Annotated in this window: 23 protein-coding genes and 1 pseudogene; 15 read left to right on the forward strand and 9 right to left on the reverse strand. The window is 33.3% G+C overall.

Features of this window, described 5'->3' with window-relative positions; genetic code table 11:
- The first annotated feature begins 84 nt into the window (after positions 1 to 84).
- From D1869_RS04040 to D1869_RS04055, 4 genes are all read left to right on the forward strand, one after another.
- Entirely contained in the window at positions 85 to 345 is a 261-nt protein-coding gene (locus D1869_RS04040; protein WP_156014023.1) for a VapB-type antitoxin, read from the forward strand.
- A gap of 677 nt (positions 346 to 1022) precedes the next feature.
- A complete protein-coding gene (locus tag D1869_RS04045; RefSeq protein WP_156014024.1) occupies positions 1023 to 1604 on the forward strand; it encodes a hypothetical protein in 582 nt (193 codons plus the stop codon).
- Positions 1605 to 1630: 26 nt separating this feature from the next.
- Complete coding sequence (locus tag D1869_RS04050) at positions 1631 to 2500, forward strand: FAD-binding protein (protein ID WP_156014025.1); 870 nt, start codon at positions 1631 to 1633, stop codon at positions 2498 to 2500.
- Positions 2497 to 3423 (forward strand): nucleoside hydrolase, encoded by a 927-nt coding sequence (locus tag D1869_RS04055; protein WP_156014026.1) that lies wholly within the window; start codon positions 2497 to 2499, stop codon positions 3421 to 3423. Before D1869_RS04050 ends, D1869_RS04055 begins: the two co-directional genes overlap by 4 nt.
- Before the next feature lie 12 nt (positions 3424 to 3435).
- On the opposite strand, the gene D1869_RS04060 is transcribed toward D1869_RS04055, so the two are convergent.
- Positions 3436 to 3717, reverse strand: coding sequence for a winged helix-turn-helix domain-containing protein (locus D1869_RS04060; protein ID WP_156014027.1), 282 nt, complete (start codon positions 3715 to 3717; stop codon positions 3436 to 3438).
- Positions 3718 to 3880: 163 nt separating this feature from the next.
- On the opposite strand from D1869_RS04060, the gene D1869_RS04065 reads away from it, so the two are divergent.
- Complete coding sequence (locus D1869_RS04065; protein ID WP_156014028.1) at positions 3881 to 4363, forward strand: PaREP1 family protein; 483 nt, start codon at positions 3881 to 3883, stop codon at positions 4361 to 4363.
- Positions 4364 to 4495: 132 nt separating this feature from the next.
- Here the strand turns inward: D1869_RS04065 and D1869_RS04070 are convergent, their stop codons facing one another.
- Entirely contained in the window at positions 4496 to 5614 is a 1119-nt protein-coding gene (locus tag D1869_RS04070) for an RNA-guided endonuclease TnpB family protein (protein ID WP_156015901.1), read from the reverse strand.
- Positions 5615 to 5894: 280 nt separating this feature from the next.
- On the opposite strand from D1869_RS04070, the gene D1869_RS04075 reads away from it, so the two are divergent.
- From D1869_RS04075 to D1869_RS04090, 4 genes are all read left to right on the forward strand, one after another.
- Positions 5895 to 6527 carry an IS607 family transposase gene (locus tag D1869_RS04075; protein WP_156014029.1) on the forward strand — a complete coding sequence of 211 codons (633 nt, stop codon included), beginning with the start codon at positions 5895 to 5897 and terminating at the stop codon, positions 6525 to 6527.
- Between the two features lie 384 nt (positions 6528 to 6911).
- Positions 6912 to 7436 (forward strand): PaREP1 family protein, encoded by a 525-nt coding sequence (locus D1869_RS04080; RefSeq protein WP_156014030.1) that lies wholly within the window; start codon positions 6912 to 6914, stop codon positions 7434 to 7436.
- Positions 7437 to 7719: 283 nt separating this feature from the next.
- Positions 7720 to 7902 carry a DUF6955 family protein gene (locus tag D1869_RS04085; RefSeq protein ID WP_156014031.1) on the forward strand — a complete coding sequence of 61 codons (183 nt, stop codon included), beginning with the start codon at positions 7720 to 7722 and terminating at the stop codon, positions 7900 to 7902.
- A 113-nt stretch (positions 7903 to 8015) separates the two neighbouring features.
- The gene (locus D1869_RS04090) at positions 8016 to 9146 is read left to right on the forward strand and encodes a hypothetical protein (RefSeq protein WP_231113697.1); all 1131 of its coding nucleotides are present in this window, start codon (positions 8016 to 8018) and stop codon (positions 9144 to 9146) included.
- Positions 9147 to 9569: 423 nt separating this feature from the next.
- On the opposite strand, the gene D1869_RS04095 is transcribed toward D1869_RS04090, so the two are convergent.
- Positions 9570 to 9953, reverse strand: coding sequence for a type II toxin-antitoxin system VapC family toxin (locus D1869_RS04095; protein ID WP_156014032.1), 384 nt, complete (start codon positions 9951 to 9953; stop codon positions 9570 to 9572).
- A complete protein-coding gene (locus tag D1869_RS04100; protein ID WP_156015903.1) occupies positions 9929 to 10183 on the reverse strand; it encodes an AbrB/MazE/SpoVT family DNA-binding domain-containing protein in 255 nt (84 codons plus the stop codon). Before D1869_RS04100 ends, D1869_RS04095 begins: the two co-directional genes overlap by 25 nt.
- A gap of 192 nt (positions 10184 to 10375) precedes the next feature.
- On the opposite strand from D1869_RS04100, the pseudogene D1869_RS04105 reads away from it, so the two are divergent.
- Positions 10376 to 10846, forward strand: a pseudogene (locus D1869_RS04105) (IS110 family transposase); the annotation flags it as partial.
- Positions 10847 to 11176: 330 nt separating this feature from the next.
- On the opposite strand, the gene D1869_RS04110 reads toward D1869_RS04105, so the two are convergent.
- The 3 genes from D1869_RS04110 to D1869_RS04120 form a co-directional block, all read right to left on the reverse strand.
- A complete protein-coding gene (locus D1869_RS04110) occupies positions 11177 to 11464 on the reverse strand; it encodes a hypothetical protein (RefSeq protein ID WP_156014033.1) in 288 nt (95 codons plus the stop codon).
- A gap of 255 nt (positions 11465 to 11719) precedes the next feature.
- Positions 11720 to 12469 carry a hypothetical protein gene (locus D1869_RS04115; RefSeq protein ID WP_156014034.1) on the reverse strand — a complete coding sequence of 250 codons (750 nt, stop codon included), beginning with the start codon at positions 12467 to 12469 and terminating at the stop codon, positions 11720 to 11722.
- Positions 12447 to 12989, reverse strand: coding sequence for an ABC transporter ATP-binding protein (locus D1869_RS04120; protein ID WP_156014035.1), 543 nt, complete (start codon positions 12987 to 12989; stop codon positions 12447 to 12449). The genes D1869_RS04115 and D1869_RS04120 overlap by 23 nt, the downstream gene beginning before the upstream one ends.
- A 152-nt stretch (positions 12990 to 13141) precedes the next feature.
- Between D1869_RS04120 and D1869_RS04125 the strand changes: the two genes are divergently transcribed.
- The 5 genes from D1869_RS04125 (at position 13142) to D1869_RS04145 (ending at position 17101) form a co-directional block, all read left to right on the forward strand.
- Positions 13142 to 13474 (forward strand): hypothetical protein, encoded by a 333-nt coding sequence (locus D1869_RS04125; protein ID WP_156014036.1) that lies wholly within the window; start codon positions 13142 to 13144, stop codon positions 13472 to 13474.
- Between the two features lie 5 nt (positions 13475 to 13479).
- Positions 13480 to 14046 carry a hypothetical protein gene (locus tag D1869_RS04130; protein WP_156014037.1) on the forward strand — a complete coding sequence of 189 codons (567 nt, stop codon included), beginning with the start codon at positions 13480 to 13482 and terminating at the stop codon, positions 14044 to 14046.
- Positions 14030 to 14461 carry a MarR family winged helix-turn-helix transcriptional regulator gene (locus D1869_RS04135; protein WP_156014038.1) on the forward strand — a complete coding sequence of 144 codons (432 nt, stop codon included), beginning with the start codon at positions 14030 to 14032 and terminating at the stop codon, positions 14459 to 14461. The genes D1869_RS04130 and D1869_RS04135 overlap by 17 nt, the downstream gene beginning before the upstream one ends.
- Before the next feature lie 608 nt (positions 14462 to 15069).
- Positions 15070 to 15450 carry a hypothetical protein gene (locus D1869_RS04140; RefSeq protein WP_156014039.1) on the forward strand — a complete coding sequence of 127 codons (381 nt, stop codon included), beginning with the start codon at positions 15070 to 15072 and terminating at the stop codon, positions 15448 to 15450.
- A 70-nt stretch (positions 15451 to 15520) separates the two neighbouring features.
- Positions 15521 to 17101 (forward strand): APC family permease, encoded by a 1581-nt coding sequence (locus D1869_RS04145; protein ID WP_156014040.1) that lies wholly within the window; start codon positions 15521 to 15523, stop codon positions 17099 to 17101.
- 289 nt (positions 17102 to 17390) lie between these two features.
- Here D1869_RS04145 and D1869_RS04150 read toward each other — a convergent pair whose 3' ends face one another.
- Complete coding sequence (locus tag D1869_RS04150; protein WP_156014041.1) at positions 17391 to 17735, reverse strand: nucleotidyltransferase domain-containing protein; 345 nt, start codon at positions 17733 to 17735, stop codon at positions 17391 to 17393.
- A complete protein-coding gene (locus D1869_RS04155) occupies positions 17719 to 18144 on the reverse strand; it encodes a HEPN domain-containing protein (RefSeq protein WP_156014042.1) in 426 nt (141 codons plus the stop codon). The genes D1869_RS04150 and D1869_RS04155 overlap by 17 nt, the downstream gene beginning before the upstream one ends.
- Positions 18145 to 18163: the final 19 nt, after the last annotated feature.

An 18163-nucleotide genomic window follows, 5' to 3' on the forward strand; every position in this document is an offset into this window, starting at 1 on the left:
AGAATATAAAGTATAGTTTTATTAGCTTACAAGTGCCTACTTTTGCATGAGAAAATTTATTCTACAGTTATCAAATATTCCTATATGATAGGTCAGATATTAATCAGAAATACTGATGAAAAAGGAAGGATAGTAATTTCTGAGTTTAAGAAGAAAGAGGTTTATCTCGTAGATCTGGGATCAGGTTACTTTATCACTGATAAAAAAGATTTAGCTGAAAAAGTAGCTGAAAAAGCGTCTAACGCATTCGAAGAAGAATTTTTAAAAACTGTAGAAGAGATGAGTATAGTTCCAGAGGAGATAGATCAAATTGTAAATAAGGAAATAAGTAGGAAAGTTACATGAGTAGTGTGAAATATTTAATAGATACTGATATTTTATTTTCTAAAAAATTCTTAAATTATAGAGGAGAAGGAGTAGTAACTTCTACTACAGTTCACAATTTTTGACTGTAGTTAGAGATAAATATCTCTATTTTTATCAGAAGCGAGAAGACAGGGCAGAAGGTTATTTAAAGTTCTTTAACTTAGTACTTAGAGAGATTAGGAGAGAGTTTGAAGATCTAGTTAAAGTAATTAAAGTTTGACTATTTTAAGTCGTAAATTATTCTATCAGTTTTTTACGTAGATCATTAAAATTTTTCATAAATGAGGAGAATTTTTCAAAATATATTCATTATAAAGGGAGACTATTAATAAGCTAGCTTCTTGGTATATTAATTTATCTTGCTATCATTTATATATAGAAAGAAGAATCTCTAACAGAATAAATAGAGGTACCAAGATGACATTTTTTATTTGAACTATTATGTTCTATGGATTATTTATTTTTATTAAAGAGTTAGAATTCACTCTTAAATCAGCACTTTTTAAATTTAAACATTGATAAGCTTAACATGTGAGAAAATTTAATAGTTCACAGTATATTGGCAATAGAAAAATTTTGTTGATCGAAAACATTGTATAATTCGTGAAGTATTACAAACGAAAAATTAAAATAGACATTCAAAGATATTATGATTTATGGAGATTACGATTCTTCGATATCCAGAGGAATTATTACTAGCATTAGCAAAGGAAGAATTGTTTTCTAATAGTAGGCTTAGAATTATTGATGATAAATTTGTCTTAAGATTCTTAGGATTTAATATTGAAGGTACTTTTTCAAAGAGGATTGAAACAAACTTTGCTATATATTTATTTAACTCAAAACTAGGTGGTGCAAAAGTAAATATTACTATAGTTAATGTTGATGACTACTCATCTAGAATTAGATTGGAAATTCACGATTGGGGGATTATAGGAAGAATTTTGAAATCTACTATACAAGATTTATTTCTAGATTTTATAATAAATATTGAATTTAAGAAGTCTATATCATTAAAGAAAAAATTAAGTGTTAAACTTTGGACAAATTATAAAGGGATGGAAGAACTATTAAGTAAACTTACATTTGATAATTCCTCTTACTATTTCTTAATAATTAATAAACAATATGTAGTGGAAATTATTAACGGGATTGAATTAATAGGAGAAGATGTAAAGAAGCTTTGTAAAGATCTCTGTTACGTCGAATTATATGAGCTTAAGCCAAATAGTATTTAAACATTATTAGATTAAGAGTTTTATTGATGGACGTTTATTCTGAAGAAGAATTATTCAAGGTTATAAGAGACGCATACACAAATTCAAAAAAGATCCAAATATTAGGTAAAGGAAAACATGCTAAAAAAGGAGACGCTGAGGAATTCATTTATACTAGAAAAATGGACTGGTTCGAAATTAAAGGAGATAAAGTCCAGGCATTAGCTGGTGCAGATGTTGTTAAAATTAGAAAAGAAGCTAGTGAGAATAATTTGCTTTTACCAACACTCTATGATGGCACTATTGGAGGTTTGTTAGCAACAAACGAACCTTCACCATTATCAACAACTTATGGGAGACCAAGGGATTTCACTTCATGGGTAACAGTCTTAACACCTTATGGCGGGATTAGGTGGAATTTCCTAATAGGTTCTAGAGGAATTTTGGGTGCTATATCTAGGGCTGAAATGAAATTATTTCCTAAACCAGCAAAAGTAATAACGTATGAAAAAAAGAGCGTAGAAGATAACGAGATCTCAAAACTAGTTGAATTATCACCATTAGTCTTATTAGTCGATTACGATAGAGAAAAGTTCAATATTCACGTTTCATTCGAAGAAGAGAAAAATGTAGGACCCGGGTATTTAAAAGATGAAGGAGTTCCTGTTGTCGAAATAATAGACGAAAGTAGGGAGATAATTATAGAAGGTGATTCTTTCTCAGCATTCGTAAGAGTCGTAAATATAGGTAAACCGGTCTATGCATATTGGGTTTATAAAAGTGGCATATTTAAATTATACGATGCAGATACAGAGGAATTAAGCAAAGCTGGAGTAAAGTTTTATACGAGAGATAATCCCAAAGAAGTATACTTAAAGCTTAAGAGACTACTTGATTTTAAGAATATATTTGTATGAGGCATTTCATAATAGATTGTGATACAGCTGAAGATGACATAATGAGCCTTTTTATGTTACTCAGAAACAATATAGATGTCCAAGGAATAACTATTGTTGAAGGAAACATATCTTATGAGCAAGAAATAAATAACGCATTATGGAGCTTAGAGTTTGTAGGAAAAGATATCCCAGTTTATCCTGGTAGTGATAGACCGCTAGTTAAACAATTCAGAAGTGTCCCAGAGGTTCACGGCAAGGGAGGAATTGGAGATGAGGTAGTAAAACCCAGTAGACTTAAACCACAAAATAAGAAAGCTGTAGATGCTATTGTCGATATTGCCGATAGATATGCTGGTGAATTAGAGTTCTTGGCAATATCCCCGTTAACAAATCTTGCCTTAGCTTACTTAAAAGATAAGTCAGTAGCTGAAAAGATAAAAAAGGTTTGGATAATGGGAGGAACAGTATGGGGAAGAGGAAACATAACCCCAGTTGCCGAATACAATATTTGGGTAGATCCGGATTCGGCAAAAATTGTTTTTAACGCCGGTTTCGATATTACCATGGTACCGTGGGATGTTATTGTTAACTATCCAATCACCGATGAAGAATGGGAACAAATAAAGACGATGAAGACTAAGATGGCTCAATTTTACGTTAAGATTTACACTCATTATAGAAAATATTCTATGGAAAAAGAGAAAATAAAGGGGACTCCTCACCCTGACCTAATTACAACTTCTGTGGCTCTCAATAGAAATGTAGTATTAAAATCGGAAAGGCAATATGTGGATATTGAAAATTGTGATTGCTTAACCAGAGGAATGACTGTTATTGACTATTTAGGAATTTGGGGTAAAGAACCCAATGCTGAAATAATTTATGAGATAAACAAGAAAGAGTTCTATTCAATGTTAATCGACTTACTCAATTGGTTCTAGTATTTAATAGGATCAGCAGTCAAACCTAGTGCATACGGAGATCTCCATCTCTTTTATCAAATCCCTCAAAAACATATAATACTTATAAAGCTCTTGAATACCTTCTTCTGTAATTCCAAATATAACGTCTCCCTCTCCAAGATAAGTCTTTCTTTCTACTAATCCCTTCTTTTCTAACGACCTTATACTTTTTATAATTCTCTTTTTATCAATACCTAAATACTCTCTTAACTCATTTACACTCCTTTCATCTTCAGATAGGATTGTTAGTATTGCTAATTGTAGTACATTCACAAGTATAATCTACTTGCGTGGTATAAAAATGCTCATTTTATATTTCCTTTCATTATAGTAAGGAAGATCTTACGGCTAACGAATCAACTTTTCATTAACTTATTTTCCAAGCTTTACGCTGAGAGAAAAAAGGTTAAATTAACTCTAGCCTTACTTTTATATCATGGAAGTAGTGAAGCCATGGGTTGACGCAAAGAAATATCAAGGTGATAGGTTCAAAGAGGCATTATACGAAGCTGAACTCGCTGAGAGATTTCTCAACGACGGTCTTTTAAGGAATTCAGCCGGAAAAGCTTATCAGGCGTTGAAAGCTTACGTTGCCGGATTGGCTATTGATTACAGAGATTTGCTTTTGCAATACTATCCAGGGAAAAGGACGATATCGGCTAATAAGGTTGTGGAAAGGGTTGATTGGATAATTGCGATTATGCCGAGTAGTAAGCTAAGAGAGGTTGTAGCGATCATTAATGACAATGAATTGAGGTTGGCGACGGAAATTGCTCTGAATTTACATGAGTTTCAATATAATGGCTATGATAAGGACTCAGAAATCTCTAGGTATAGTCGAGAGGAATTCGTAAAAAAGGACATAATGTTCGTAGTAGATTTTATAAGGAGAAGATTATCAAATATAAAGGAATCTTGATGTGAAATAATTTTAAAGATTAGTTTTGATCAAACTCTTAACTTCCCTGACTTTCTCACCGCCCTAGAAGGGCGATGGTTCCCTTAGGGCGGATCATCGTTCCCACCATCGATTCGGGATTACATCTCTCATTTAGTGGGCAGACGAGAGGGTCAGAGACCCCCTCCTGTTCAGATTAACTACAGCAATAACATCCCTATCATTCTCATAACCACATGAACACTTAAACCAACGATGAGAGACCTCCCTCATCCTTTTACCACACTTAGGACAAGAGACGGAAGAATATTTGGGATTAACGTATTGAACTAGAATACCATGCTTCCTAGCCTGCCACTCAACCCAATACTGAATCCTACGATACTGCATTAGATAAAGTTTATCGCGAAACTCTTTAGGTAGTTTATCTACGTCCTTGATGAGGTTCTCAAGGTTCTCCAACTTAATAACATTAGCACCAAAATCTATAACAATCTCAACAACCCACTTCCCAACCTTCCTAGCGAAATCCTCCATAATACGCCTAGCCTTTTGATGAAAAGAACGAATCCTATACAGAATCCTCTTATTCTCCCTCCACCTCTTTGAGTATTTCTTCTGCAATCTCTCGGCTAAAGACTTCCAGTGGTGAACCTCGTGCAAACGAGTTGGAATCCTAACGTAATGAGTATCATCCTTGCCAACAACAATCTCGCTCATGTTAACATCAACAGCAATACTTTCCCCTGGTTTAGCCTTCTCCAACGGTTTCTCAAAAACAACCTTAAGAAAAGCCTTATCACCCTTAACCACTAACCTAGCCTCCTTCATCCTCCAGCTTAAGTACTCCTTGAGGTTTCTAGGATAACCTAGAATTTGAAATTCACCAACACTTGCTATCCTAACAGTCATATTATCTAAGTCAACATTATAACTTGCTTTAGGAGTTAGCCAAACTGTTGGCTTATATACTCTTGGGAAACGACCCCTTCTCAGATTATTATACCAGCCCTTGTATACTGAGAGAGCTTCACGATAACAGTCTTGGGCAACCTTTGATGGTAGATTATATTCTTCTTTTAACCTCTCATACAGTCCTTCATGGACTTTTTCTAAAACTTCCTTCTCATTAGGATTCGGGACATTTTCCTTCAACCAAAATAGGGCGAAACGGAGGGCTTTTACGTAGTTATTCACAAGGGCTAGGAGGGGTTCAGATAGGGCGATCTTCATAGAAACAGTAGCTCTGATCGCTTTAACCCTCCTAGCCATTAAAAGAATTTCGAAAAAAGAAGTATTTAAACTTTCTATAAGGGGGCTATCCATCCCCGCCTCAGAGAGGCGAGGCTTTTCGCCCCCTTAACCCCCAATTTTTTGTAAATCTTCTTCAGCACTTTGAACTCATTTCCCAATTCTTAATCTCCTATATCCTCAAAGTAGTTTCTAACATAATCAATGATGAACTTTGTTACACTCATTATATCCTTTTCAACCTCATCCTATCCTTATAATTCACTAAATTTAGACTGTAACATTTCTGCGTAACTTTTAAATATTTTTAAATAGTGTAGAGAGGTATTTGACACCTAGTGAAGTTGCTGAAATATTTGGGATAAGTAGGAGTGGTGTTATTAAGTGGATTAGGGAAGGGAAAATAAAGGCTATTGAAATTAACGGTAGGTGGAGGATACCTTATAGTGAGGTAGAAAGATTAATAAGTGGAAAAGAAAAAGTTAGGCAAGTAGCGATTTACGCTAGAGTTTCATCAAATACACAAAAGGACGACTTGGAGAGGCAATCAAACGCGTTAAAGGAATGGGTTAAGAAAACCTTTGGTGATGTAATGATAATAGAAATTAAAGACATCGACTCTGGATTGAAAGAAGATAGAAGAGGATTAAAGAAACTCATAGAATTAGCCAAGAGGAGGCAGATTAACACAATAGTAGTAGCTTACAAGGATAGGCTAACACGTTTCGGTTTCGAATACCTCGTAGAGTTATTCAAGGCTTACGGAGTAGATATTATAGTATCATTTCAAGAAGAACCTAAGGATTACATGCAAGAGTTAGTTGAGGACTTTGTAGAAATCGTTAAATCGTTCGCCTCAAGAATTTACAGTCATAGATCTCACAAGTACGAGAAGGTGGTAAAATGTGTTGAAGACATTGAAAAGGACTGTTAAGCTGGAGAGCAACCCTCTCAACTACTGGAAGTATCATGTGTAGCAGTTTACGTAAAATCCTAACTATAAGATAATTTTTAAATCATCAGCTTAAGTAATGAATATTGTTACTATAAAAACGATAGAACTTATCCTATTTACTGAAATTAGATATAAGTATTAGAAAATTCCTTGTAAGAATTATCTTGGGCAACGATTTTCCAATAAATGCTACTCAAATTTTAACTTAAAGACGCTTTGTGGATTCTTGAATTTTTATCATATTTATGCTTAATTTTAAATTTAATAAAAATTTTATTAACCTAACACCTAAGAAAATTGAAGTGTCCAACAAAACAGCTTAAAGAGTAATCATTATTAACTTTTTCTGAGAACTGAATACCTATGGAGAAGGATCTTTATAAGGTTGGAGAAGAGTACGTTGAGGCTAGGATCATTGAGTGTTTATCTGATCTTCTTCTCTCATTGACCTTATGGAAAGAGGGATACACTAGGAATTCTGCTGGAAAAGCATTTAGTGCTGTAAAAGCACTTATGAGTGCATTAGTGGTCGTTAATGAGGATAAACTAATTAGTATTGCTAAAGACAAGGAGGAAAAGGAGTGGATTAAGAAGAAAGCTCACATAGTCCCAACCCACAGTATGTATGCTTTAGCACAGATGTTAAGGAAGATAGGGATTGATATTCTGAACCTTGTGAGAATAGCATTAGACCTTCACGATTATCAGTATAATGGTTTTGAGCCCGATTTCAGCAGATATACTAGGAAAGATGATGTATTTACTGACCTAATTACCGTCATAAAGGAGACTAAAAACATAATACACACATATTTCTCCAAATATGAGGTCAAGGAAATTTCTGAGAAAATTGACGGATTAATTAGAGAATTAATAGAAGGACATTGAGCGAGAATCTATCTACAAACAGTTTTAGATCACAAAGATTTTTTAGGCTCTCAAATTTTTATATTATTTCATATTGATTTTACAATTATGTAACTCATAGGAAAATTGTTACATTTTTACATAGTGTCGTCATTTGTATATAAATTTATCAAATGACCTTTCTTTATAGAGAGTGAAAATATTGGATTAACATATTACTATGTGCTAAAAATTCATAGAAATATAAATAGCTCAATAATGACACCAGCTTATACTCAAAAATCTCGAAATATTATATGTATTCTTGAAGAAAAAGCTAATTTGTCCCAGACTCCCTAGTTCAAAATATGATAAGAATATTACAAATTCGATTGAATTAATGCCGAAATGGTTTAAAGATATGTTATTTAGTGAAACCATTATACATGGTGAAATTGATAATGATATAGTAGAAAGAGTAATTAAGAGATTAGAAGGAGTTAAATAAAGGACTGGGAAAAAGTTCATAGGAGATATCAGTAGTCTTATTTTCATTAAAATAGTCGGATTAACTACTAGAAGTATAAGGTTATTACTCTTAGGCACGGAAAGGGCATGAGGATGAGGGTTACCGATCCCTATTCCGAAAAAACGTCAGTATTTCCTTTTTACCCTCTCTTCATAAAAATAGATAGTATTGCCATGTATAAGGTTTGGGAGATAATCAAAAAATACCCGTTAATCTTATACTTAATGGACTTCAGTTATGGAGGAAATAAAACTTTCAAAAGTACTAAAGCTTACGATCTGTTAAAGGAAATGGAAAATTACATTTACCCTACAAGGGAGGACGATTATGTCAGATGCTATTATTATCTCTTCTTACCGGTTAACGTGAAGGGAAAGATAAAGTTCGTACCCACAAGCTTTTGCTATCTTAAAGAGTTTGACGAGTATGAGTTCTTCGTTCACACTAAAGGTGGGATAAGGATTGGGAAAGGTGATGAGAAATTACCACAATGTTATAATTCGTTGTTAATAAGAGTTTACATTTTCATGAAAATGCAATATGAAGACCCCATATTTATTACCACTAAGGACATTTATAAACACTACTTAGTTGGAGAAGTTAAGCTGAAATACGTTATAAAACCTAAAATGAGTAAGGATGATGCCAAACAGTTACTTATACAATACAAGGAGAACTTGAAGAATAAGCTCCAGTCAGATGATATAACTTTAAGGGATTATTTAGAGGTTGTTAAAATAGTTTATGAGGCAAACAAGCTCGAGATGGACAATGACCTTAAAGAGTTATATAAACGTTATGCTGACGGTAGGGATTGCGGTATGATGGATTTACCGTTAGACGATAAGGAGGCGTTTAAGAAATGGTTGCATGGTGAAGCCCATTGTGGTGGCCACCCGTTTGAGATCATTAGGGGAGGGTTTATAACTTACGGCGTTTACTTATACCCTCCTAGAAACGGTAGGTATACTATTATAGCTAATGACTTCATTGATGAGTATATAAACGCTGTTAAGGAGTTCTTGAAGAGGAAAATCCCGTTTAGGGCTCCTGACTTGATAAACGTATTAAAGTACTTAACCGGAGAACTTGTGGTTAAGGTTAATGATTATTCGGACTTCCCCAGGCATTTGTTTATATTCTACTCAGAGGTTGAGAATAAGAAGAAAATAAAGTGGGAGGAAGTAGAGGAGGTAAATTATAGGAGAAAGAGGCATAATTAACCGTTTTAGAGAACTGCCAGTGGTTATTCCTAGTTCTACTTCTCCGTGGAATTAAAAGTTACGTTATGAGATAGCGTTCAATGGTAATCAATATAATTTACTTTAATTAACGATTTTTTATAGGAAAATAAATATTATAGAACCTAACTAGTATTATAATACCTAATGGAGATTACATCAAGATTATGCTATGCATTAAATTCTATGTCAGAAGAGTTCTCTCTTAGCCTTGATTATCGAAAAATATGAAATTATTTCCAATTGCATTTAATAAACTGATTTTACATTATCATATTGTTTACAACTAAGTGAATTTGATTCTAAGTAAACGTGTTTTATAACTTTTTACTTTATTTAGTTGTTCACATTAATTACACATTGTACACTTTCTCGTGCAGTATACGAACCTTAAGACGTTTAGGGTTAAAATTTAGCTCCAAACTTTTTTAAATCTGAATCATTACTTATCATTTCAGCGTTAATCTTTCGTGAACAATAATAGTGTATTGCGTCTTCAAAATCAAGATTATTCTTACTGGCTATCTCATATACCTCTTTTAGTTCATAAGGTTCCAGGTGTACAAACTTGACGTTTAGTCCTTCAAATACTTCTGATAATTTCCTCAAGATTTCCTTTTCATCTTCTTTCGTTAAATTTTTGAGGATTATGATAAGTTGAAAGAACGTAATTTCTGAAGTGTAGATCTCGTCAGTATTGTTTATCCAATATTCTGCTCTATCACCTAATTCCTTGTCGTCAAGTAAATAGTATACTAACACGTTTACATCAAGATATCTCTTAACCACTTCTTACTCCTCTCTTCCAAAGCCTCCTTCAATACTTCGTCTACGTCCTTTGAGTTAAGGCTGGCTTTAAATAACCCCCTATAACTCTTTTTTACATAAGGTAAGAGTTCTATTTTATCGTCTTCAACTACGAGTTTTACTTTCTCAGTAATATTAAACTCTTCCCTTACTTCCTTAGGGATTACTATCCTCCCCTTCTCGTCAACGTTAAGTAAATATTCTTTTTTCATGAGTTCCACTTTTATTCCCCCACATAAAAAATTAACCATTCAGTAATGTTAGAGCGTCCAATGCATAATTTACTTTATTAATAAAATTTTTACGAAAAAGTAAATATACAGAACCCAATTGCAAGATAATACTTAATGGGGATTATACATAGGCACCACATACTAATGTCTCTAAAAGACCTAATTTGTAACCGTGGGAGGTTGGAAAAACTCGCAAATGGGGATTTTACACAAGAAGAGCTCTACAACCTAGAATACACACCAATAGTACTTGAAGAAATAAGAGTATTGGCAAAAACACTCTTGGAAACGCAAGAGAGGTTGAAAGAGGTTAGGAGGATGATTGAGGAGCAAGTTCCCGAGGATCACGTTTTGTTGACTATCCCGGGAATTGGGAGGCTTGCAGCTGGTATAATTATTGGTGTTGTTGGTGATATTAGGCGCTTTCCTAAGCCAGAATCTTTTGTTGCTTATTGTGGTTTAGACCCAATTGTGGAGAGGAGTGGTAGGGGTGTGATAAGTAGGGGGATTTCTAAGAGGGGTAATAAGTATTTGCGTAGTTTATTCTACTTTCTTGCAAAGATGAATTATTCTAGGAACCCAACGTTGTTGAAGTTTTATGAGTCCCATAAGGATAGGCTGCAAGGTAAGAAGTTGTATACTGTAGCAGTTGTTCTAATTTTCCTCAGTAATGCGAAATCCCCTATACTACCGATAAAGTTTTTAGTCTGACGTTTTGTTAATAACGAAATGTGAGAAGGAATTCCTCAAATTAACTCAAATATGTTTATGGAATGCACTAGATTTGGTGAAAATCTTTAAGCCGCGTTAAAGTAGAACAACTACTATAGTTAATTTAGTGGGTCTTACTGTTACTGAACTTCTATAATCGAGAAGTTTTCCAATAAGTGTAGTAGTTACATATCTCTCAGAACCTAAATAACATACTTCACTTAATTTGTAAAAATTTAAATGTCTATAATCTAGTGATAATCATGTAACTTCGTTTATGTTTATATAAAAGCCTCCTATTATATCCATTATGCATACATTATCCCCTCTCTCATAAGGACCAAACTTATCAAGGTAAAAGTCAGGAATAGGTGTAAAGGCAACACTCTTCTTCAACTTTTCCTTTGTTTTCTCTAATTCTCCCTTAACGCTCCTATCGAAGCAATGCAATCTGTAAAAGAAGGGAGAATCACCAACCCATACTACGGTTCCTCCTCTATGGAGAAATCTCAGAAGTTTACTATCAGTAAAAATAGGGAGTGATGTCATAAATTCTTATTTACTACAGAGGTAATAAGTTAATGTGTTTATTGAACTAGGCCAACCTTCCAAAGAGCTTAAACAGATTATTGAAATGAGAGACTAAAAAGTCACAAAAGATCCTTAAACTCCCATTGTTGTAAACGTATGCTTGTTAAGAGGTATAGTATATAGTGCCTACCTTTAGTTTAACATATAATCACTCCTTCGAAGAGAATTCATAATGAAAGTAGGGATTATCGTGATTCTTAACCAGGATTCTGGTTATATTTTAATACTCATAACTCTTATGTAAGTTGCAACTACGGCTATAATAGTAACGATAACGGGGACTAAGATGGCGTCTTCTAAGTTTGGTTTAATTGGATTAAATCCCTTTGATATATTATAGTAATACTTATAGAGTCCTTCTGCTAATATTGGTAATGATGTGTAATAGAACTGCTTCATTGAATTTATTTGTGATATGAAACTGGAATAAATAAAGTATACAATTTCCCATAAAATAATGTTAACCATTATAGTCACTTTACTCCCTTTATCATAAAATAGTGCACTAAATAGGGAATTAAGTGAGGTATACGCAATTACATATAAGTATAGTATCCCTATGTATTCTAAGTTTGGTAAACCTTTGTAGACTGATATGACTATTAAATTACTCAGTATCGGTATTAGATAACCTATTAGGCTCACAGCAAACAGAGATACGAGGAACTTAGAAGTCACTAAACTACTTCTCTCACCCAACTGTAAAAGGATATACTTAACGTTAGAACCAAAGTCTTCACTTACTAGATCTCCGGCAAATATTATTGAAGCAACTACGGTAAAGTTAAAGGTATCATAAATCATGTCCTCATAAGGTACATAATCTAATCCGTTTTTAAAGGACAGATAGCCTAAGTAGGCAAGCATTGCAGAGAGTAGTGTAAAGGCTACTAAAATCCATAAAAACCTCTTCTTTCTGACAGTCGTAAAGAAGAACAGTTTAAGGAGTGAATTCCTCAACATTTACATACTCACCACAGAGTTCATCTTGAGTTTGAGTAGTTAAAATAATTGGATTAGTTATATTTTTCAAATACTCCCTTAAGACGATAACACTTTTTTCATCTAAGTTTGCAAATGGTTCATCTAATAAGAGCCAATCATGTCTACCGGAAAGTGCTAGTGTTAGATATAACTTTTTCCTTTGACCCGTTGAAAGATTCTTTATTTTGCCGTTATAATCTATCCTGAAAATATCATTAACCTCACCTTTAAACCAAAAGATTATCTTAAGAAAGTCTTTAGCTGTTATATGACCGTAAAACTCCTCATCCTCTGCGTAAAGTCCTATATTCTTAATCTCTGGATCAGCCTTAACTTTACCGTTATGATGAATTAAACCGGATAAAGCGAGCAGTAAAGAAGTCTTACCGCTACCGTTTCTTCCCTTTAGGCATATAATTCTTGACCTTGAAGAAAAAGTGATGTTCTTGAGGATAATTTTATCCCCTCTTTTTAACTCTGGTATATTTACTTGAAGCATCAAGTTATAATTAATATATCTAAGCCTTTAAAATAAGGATAAAGTATGTAACACAAACTTAATTATAAAAATTGATGGCATTAAAAATCACACATAAAGTTTATAGTACAAACTTCCTACAGGTTTTAAGGATAAAAAACAAAGTGTTAAATATGAATAGGAATGAAATCGAGGATACTCACTCTTCTTTTTATTATCTTACAATGGATATTAGAAATAAGATTCTACAACTCTTTGAAGATTTTCCATCGTGGTTATTACACATTCCCTTACGAATAAGATATCTAGATCTCGAGGACAAATACATTATTCAACTTTCTAATAAGAGTCCGAGATATATGGGTGTAAAGACGGAAATGTTATCAATTATTAATGGTCTTAAAGTTTATTGTAAATTAAACTATCATTCTAAGAATATACACAATATACTTGAGTTCATAAATTTATTATATGTAACTAAAATGTTACTTCACCAATATCCGTGATAGAAATGGCTAATGAAGTCCCCTTAACTTCCTTCATAGAAAATATTGAATCTGAATTAATAGAAAGAATAAGAAATATACTTGAGCTTATCATAATTTTATCTAGCGTTGCGTATCTAGGCGTTTACTTAATATCAACGTTAGACTTAAGCCCATACTTTTACTTTACTCCGTTCATTTTTTACTTCATCGTTGGGTACGAGATTAGAAAATTAATGAAACTTCATAAAAGTTATTTGAAACTGTTGCGTCTCAGAGAGAAAAGGAAATTAGATGAGATGAGAAGAAGATTCGTATTAGTTAACAACCTGATCCTAATTTTTAATATAATACTCGCACTTATTGTCTTTTACAAATTACCTTATTTAATCCCACTTATGATGAGCTTAATATTATATTTATATCATGGAATTGATAAGAGGATAATAAGCAGAGAAAAGGTCTTGATAGTAACCTTAATAAATGTTTTATTTTCCATAATTATGGTTTACGATCCTAGCGACTTTTACGTATTAACGTCGATGACAAATCTTATTGACTTAGTGGTGATGAAAGTTGATATTGGAAGATAAGCTTTACGTTTATATCCTAACACTCCTTTATATATCCGATGAAATATCGTTTACTGACTTGCAAAGAGAGTTGGAAAAGTTAGGAGTTAAAACTACTAAGGGTAACTTACAACATCACTTGGACAAACTGAAGGAAAAAGGGTTTATAGAAAAACATTATGTGCCCTTTTTTCTCAATAAAAGGAAAGTAGTATATAAGATAACCGATGAAGGAATGAAAATTCTTGAGGAATTTATTAAAGAAATCACTTACCTAGAGAAATTGATTAATAATGTAAGTGCATATAAATGCGTTTATTTTCCTTACGAGGAACTTTGGGAGAAAGTTGTAAAGGAGGCAGAAAAGAGAAAGATTGAAGTCCACGATATGCTTAAAGAGATTATTGATTGGTATTTTAATTCAGAAAAGGTTTAAGTTAGGGAAGAGCAAAGTAGACTCTTAAAAGGCTATTAAAATTTTTACGTTAATCTTATGAATTAGATTTCGCTTAACATCAGACACTTCTAGCTAAAAAGAGAAATCTACTTCTAAGAGCGTAGAAGTAGATCAAGTGGTTAACACCCAGTCCAGCTAGCACTTATAGGAAAATCGTTACATTTTTACGTTGCGTTGAACATATGTAAGAGATATTATCTTATTAACTGAAAAATTCCTTGTGATAAATGAAATAAAGTAAGGGAGTAAATTCAAAGTATTTATTAGTTAATGAACAAACATTGTAATTTTTTGGTAAAGTAATTTTCTAAAACTACTAACCTCATTAGTTAAGCTTACTTACAACATAGTTTGGATCATTAACAGCAACACTGACAATGCTTGCCTTACCCAATCTTCTCATTCCGTAGACAGCTGTCCAAATAGCTCTGATAATGCTTTCTCTTATCTCATCTATCTCTTTCTCTCTTTACCAATCTCTTAGAAGAATAAACTTTCATCTTGTTCCGAGAGTTTTTTGAGAGTGATTTTCCGATTAGTTAAAAATATAAACTTTAAAAAAAAAGTCAAATTTTGAAGGTGAAAAATTGAATGATATTATCAATTTTTTTAAGAGTAAATTGAAAAAGAAAGACCTGGAAAGAGTTGAGAGGTGTATAATAAGCAAAAGATTCACTCCCGAATCTTATGAGAGAGAATTTGAGAAACATATTACAACTGCTCCTTCTGATTTATCTTCATGTAGAAATATTAAGCATGAAAGCGATCACATTATTTTACTATGTAAAAACTCGTATGTAATAGATTACGGAAAAATTAAGATAAAGGTAGACCTTTTAAATAGTTCTGCTATAGAACTTCTTGAGTATAACATAGATGCATTGGAGTATATGACTTTAGTTCAAATTCTTTCCCTATCTAAAGAAGGGGCAATACCTATAAGAGACTTTTATATAATTAAAGATTAATTTTTGTTTAAAAAAAGATTTTTGGGTTACCCGAAAACCTTAAATATTCGGGTTACCCTTAATAATAGCGATGAGTCAGCAAGAAGTTCCACGCCTGAAAAAGGGTCAAGTAAGTACGTTAGGTGCTTTAGTTGAAGAAATAGCAGCAATGGCTCCAGCATGTGACGTAGTAGCCTTTATAACTTCCGCAATCGCATACGCCTTCGCTTTAACGCCCTTAGCATTCCTATTAGCCACATTAGCAATGTATTTAGAAGTAAATACGTTATATCACCTAGCTAAAAGGCATGCTAGTGCAGGAGGGTATTATGGTTATATTGCTAACGCCTTTGGCCCTGTACCAGCCACTATATCCGGATTACTTTACGTCTTATATCAAGTAACAAGTACTGCAGCGATTCCTACTTACATAGGCGGTGCTATTATTCCCGCATTCTTAGATTACTACTATCATATAGTGTTACCATCTTGGTTATGGTTACCGCTGATCCTAGTATTCGTAATAGTTCCAATAACATTGGCAATAATAGGGATAAGACCACAGATTACTACTTTGAAATTCGCTTCACTATTCGAAGTAACATTTTTGGCAATAATAGGAGCAATTGTAATTGCTAAGGCGCCAGATAATACATTAGCTGTGTTTAATCCCTTTGCTTGGCCTCAATATGCTAAGGATTTTGCACCATACGGAGGACCCGCTGGAGCTTTGGGATTAGCAATGGTCTTTTCAATTACTAGCTTTATCGGCTATGGAGGATCTGCACCTTTAGGTGAAGAAGTTGAGCATCCTAAACAAATACTGAGGGCTTTGAGCTTAGGCGTGTTTATAGTAGGTGCAGTATTGACTGAAATGGCATATGGTATAGTTGCAGGTTGGGGAGTAAATAATTTAACAGCACTAACTAATAATCCAAACCCAGATGTACAGGCAATACCGGGTATAATAGTGATGGGATTATATTTAGGTATAATAGGTTCGATGGGATTGTTCCTTGTTGCAATGAATTCAGCGTTTTCTGATGCGGTAGCAATGCAAAGTAATGCTGGAAGGGTTTACTTCTCTATGGCTAGAGATAACGTAATTCCAAAGTGGTTCTCAAAGATCCATCCAAAATACCATACTCCTTACAGAGCGTTAACATTTATAGGAATAGCATCATCGATTTCAGCCATCTTAACAGCTTTTGCAATGTTTGCAGCTAACGGGCTTAATCCTATTCAAGCATTAACAACAACTACTGCTAATGCAAATGTGCTTCAAGCCCTAGCGGATACTTTTGAATTCTTAACTACGATGGCTTTATTTGGAATGGTATTGACTCACTTCCTTTTAAACACGTCTTTAATAACTTTATTCTTCAGATTGAAGGAAAAGCATAAGGATCTTTTGCACGCAATATTCCATATATTACAACATTACATTGCTCCCGCAGTGGCTACTGGAATTCTAGGATATGCTTTATATGCATCTATATGGCCTCCAGTATTACCAGAAACTCCAGCAGGAATAATATCTATAGCTTTCTTAGCATTCGCAACAGGCTATGCAATATATTTAAAGATTTATAAACCCCACGTACTGACGCAAGCTGGCAAGAAAGTAAACTTGTGGGCAGAAGAAGGAGAAAGTAGTGCAAAAAATGAGTAGGATTTTTTAATATCTTAATTCTTTTTTAATTTATTTTTATATTTACAATTAAAAGATTTAAAGTGAGTATCTCGCCCTTTAAAATCTGGAAAAAGTGCAGCTAAAGCTACATTGCATTTATCTCAAGTATTTAAATTTCATGTTTTTAATTTAATAACTCTTTTTCTCTTTTTCTTATTCTTGCTGTAGATTTTCATATATTCTAACGTAGCAGAGATCATAATTAACTTATGGGAAAAACACGAAACTACTCCCATTTATCGTTCTGTATTTAAATTGTATTAAATTATCATAATATTTTTATTACTTTTTTTGATAGTTCAAAAAATCTTTTTGCTTCATCTTCGTCCTCTAAGTGAATTTCAACTGGTGCATCAAAAGGTAGCTCGTATGCATCCATAGCTCTTAGTAATATTTCTTCTCTTAACGTCTTTCTTTCCTTATTGTTTAATTTTCTTTTTACTACTATAAGTATATCAATATCGCTTAACACAGTTATTCTATCTTCAGCAACACCACCTATTACGTAGACTTCTACATTAGGTTCCAAATCTCGCACAGCCTTAGCTACTTTTTCGGCATATTCTCTCCATCTCCTTAAATGAGAAAACCTAAACTTAACCCAACTTGACAATCTTCACTACCTCCTCTAAGAATTTTATTATACTTTCTGAAACCTCGATTAAGGGTTCTAAATCGTCTCTTTCATATTCAATATATTCGTATCTGGAATCTATATAAGCGTCTTCAATAGCCACTAACTGTTGTCTATATTCCCCTACTAATTCGTTAATCTTTCTAGATAACTCATCATAGCCATTTTCTTTGAGCAACTTTGATAAATAACTAATTAGTTCCCTTATTCCATGTCCTTCATAATCTTTTCCAAAAAGTTCAAAGATCACTGCTTTAACATACAATTGTAATGCTTGCTCCACATGAAACGCACCTATATCATAATATCCTTCGCTAAGATCTCTCTTAGCTTCTTCTAAAAAGCGTAGCGCTCTCCTTTTTAATAATCTTACTCTATTTCCGCTCACAACTATAATTAGAAGTGAA

Origin of the sequence: Sulfurisphaera ohwakuensis, from assembly GCF_009729055.1 — an archaeon.
GTDB lineage: Archaea > Thermoproteota > Thermoprotei_A > Sulfolobales > Sulfolobaceae > Sulfurisphaera > Sulfurisphaera ohwakuensis.

Excerpts from the sequence above, each read along its gene's own strand:
- D1869_RS04040 (WP_156014023.1), top strand. The coding sequence starts at position 85 with ATGATAGGTCAGATATTAATCAGAAATACTGATGAAAAAGGAAGGATA.
- D1869_RS04045 (WP_156014024.1), top strand. The coding sequence starts at position 1,023 with ATGGAGATTACGATTCTTCGATATCCAGAGGAATTATTACTAGCATTA.
- D1869_RS04050 (WP_156014025.1), top strand. The coding sequence starts at position 1,631 with ATGGACGTTTATTCTGAAGAAGAATTATTCAAGGTTATAAGAGACGCA.
- D1869_RS04055 (WP_156014026.1), top strand. The coding sequence starts at position 2,497 with ATGAGGCATTTCATAATAGATTGTGATACAGCTGAAGATGACATAATG.
- D1869_RS04065 (WP_156014028.1), top strand. The coding sequence starts at position 3,881 with ATGGAAGTAGTGAAGCCATGGGTTGACGCAAAGAAATATCAAGGTGAT.
- D1869_RS04070 (WP_156015901.1), bottom strand. The coding sequence starts at position 5,614 with ATGGCTAGGAGGGTTAAAGCGATCAGAGCTACTGTTTCTATGAAGATC.
- D1869_RS04080 (WP_156014030.1), top strand. The coding sequence starts at position 6,912 with ATGGAGAAGGATCTTTATAAGGTTGGAGAAGAGTACGTTGAGGCTAGG.
- D1869_RS04090 (WP_231113697.1), top strand. The coding sequence starts at position 8,016 with ATGAGGGTTACCGATCCCTATTCCGAAAAAACGTCAGTATTTCCTTTT.
- D1869_RS04100 (WP_156015903.1), bottom strand. The coding sequence starts at position 10,183 with ATGAAAAAAGAATATTTACTTAACGTTGACGAGAAGGGGAGGATAGTA.
- D1869_RS04110 (WP_156014033.1), bottom strand. The coding sequence starts at position 11,464 with ATGACATCACTCCCTATTTTTACTGATAGTAAACTTCTGAGATTTCTC.
- D1869_RS04115 (WP_156014034.1), bottom strand. The coding sequence starts at position 12,469 with ATGTTGAGGAATTCACTCCTTAAACTGTTCTTCTTTACGACTGTCAGA.
- D1869_RS04120 (WP_156014035.1), bottom strand. The coding sequence starts at position 12,989 with ATGCTTCAAGTAAATATACCAGAGTTAAAAAGAGGGGATAAAATTATC.
- D1869_RS04125 (WP_156014036.1), top strand. The coding sequence starts at position 13,142 with ATGAATAGGAATGAAATCGAGGATACTCACTCTTCTTTTTATTATCTT.
- D1869_RS04130 (WP_156014037.1), top strand. The coding sequence starts at position 13,480 with ATGGCTAATGAAGTCCCCTTAACTTCCTTCATAGAAAATATTGAATCT.
- D1869_RS04145 (WP_156014040.1), top strand. The coding sequence starts at position 15,521 with ATGAGTCAGCAAGAAGTTCCACGCCTGAAAAAGGGTCAAGTAAGTACG.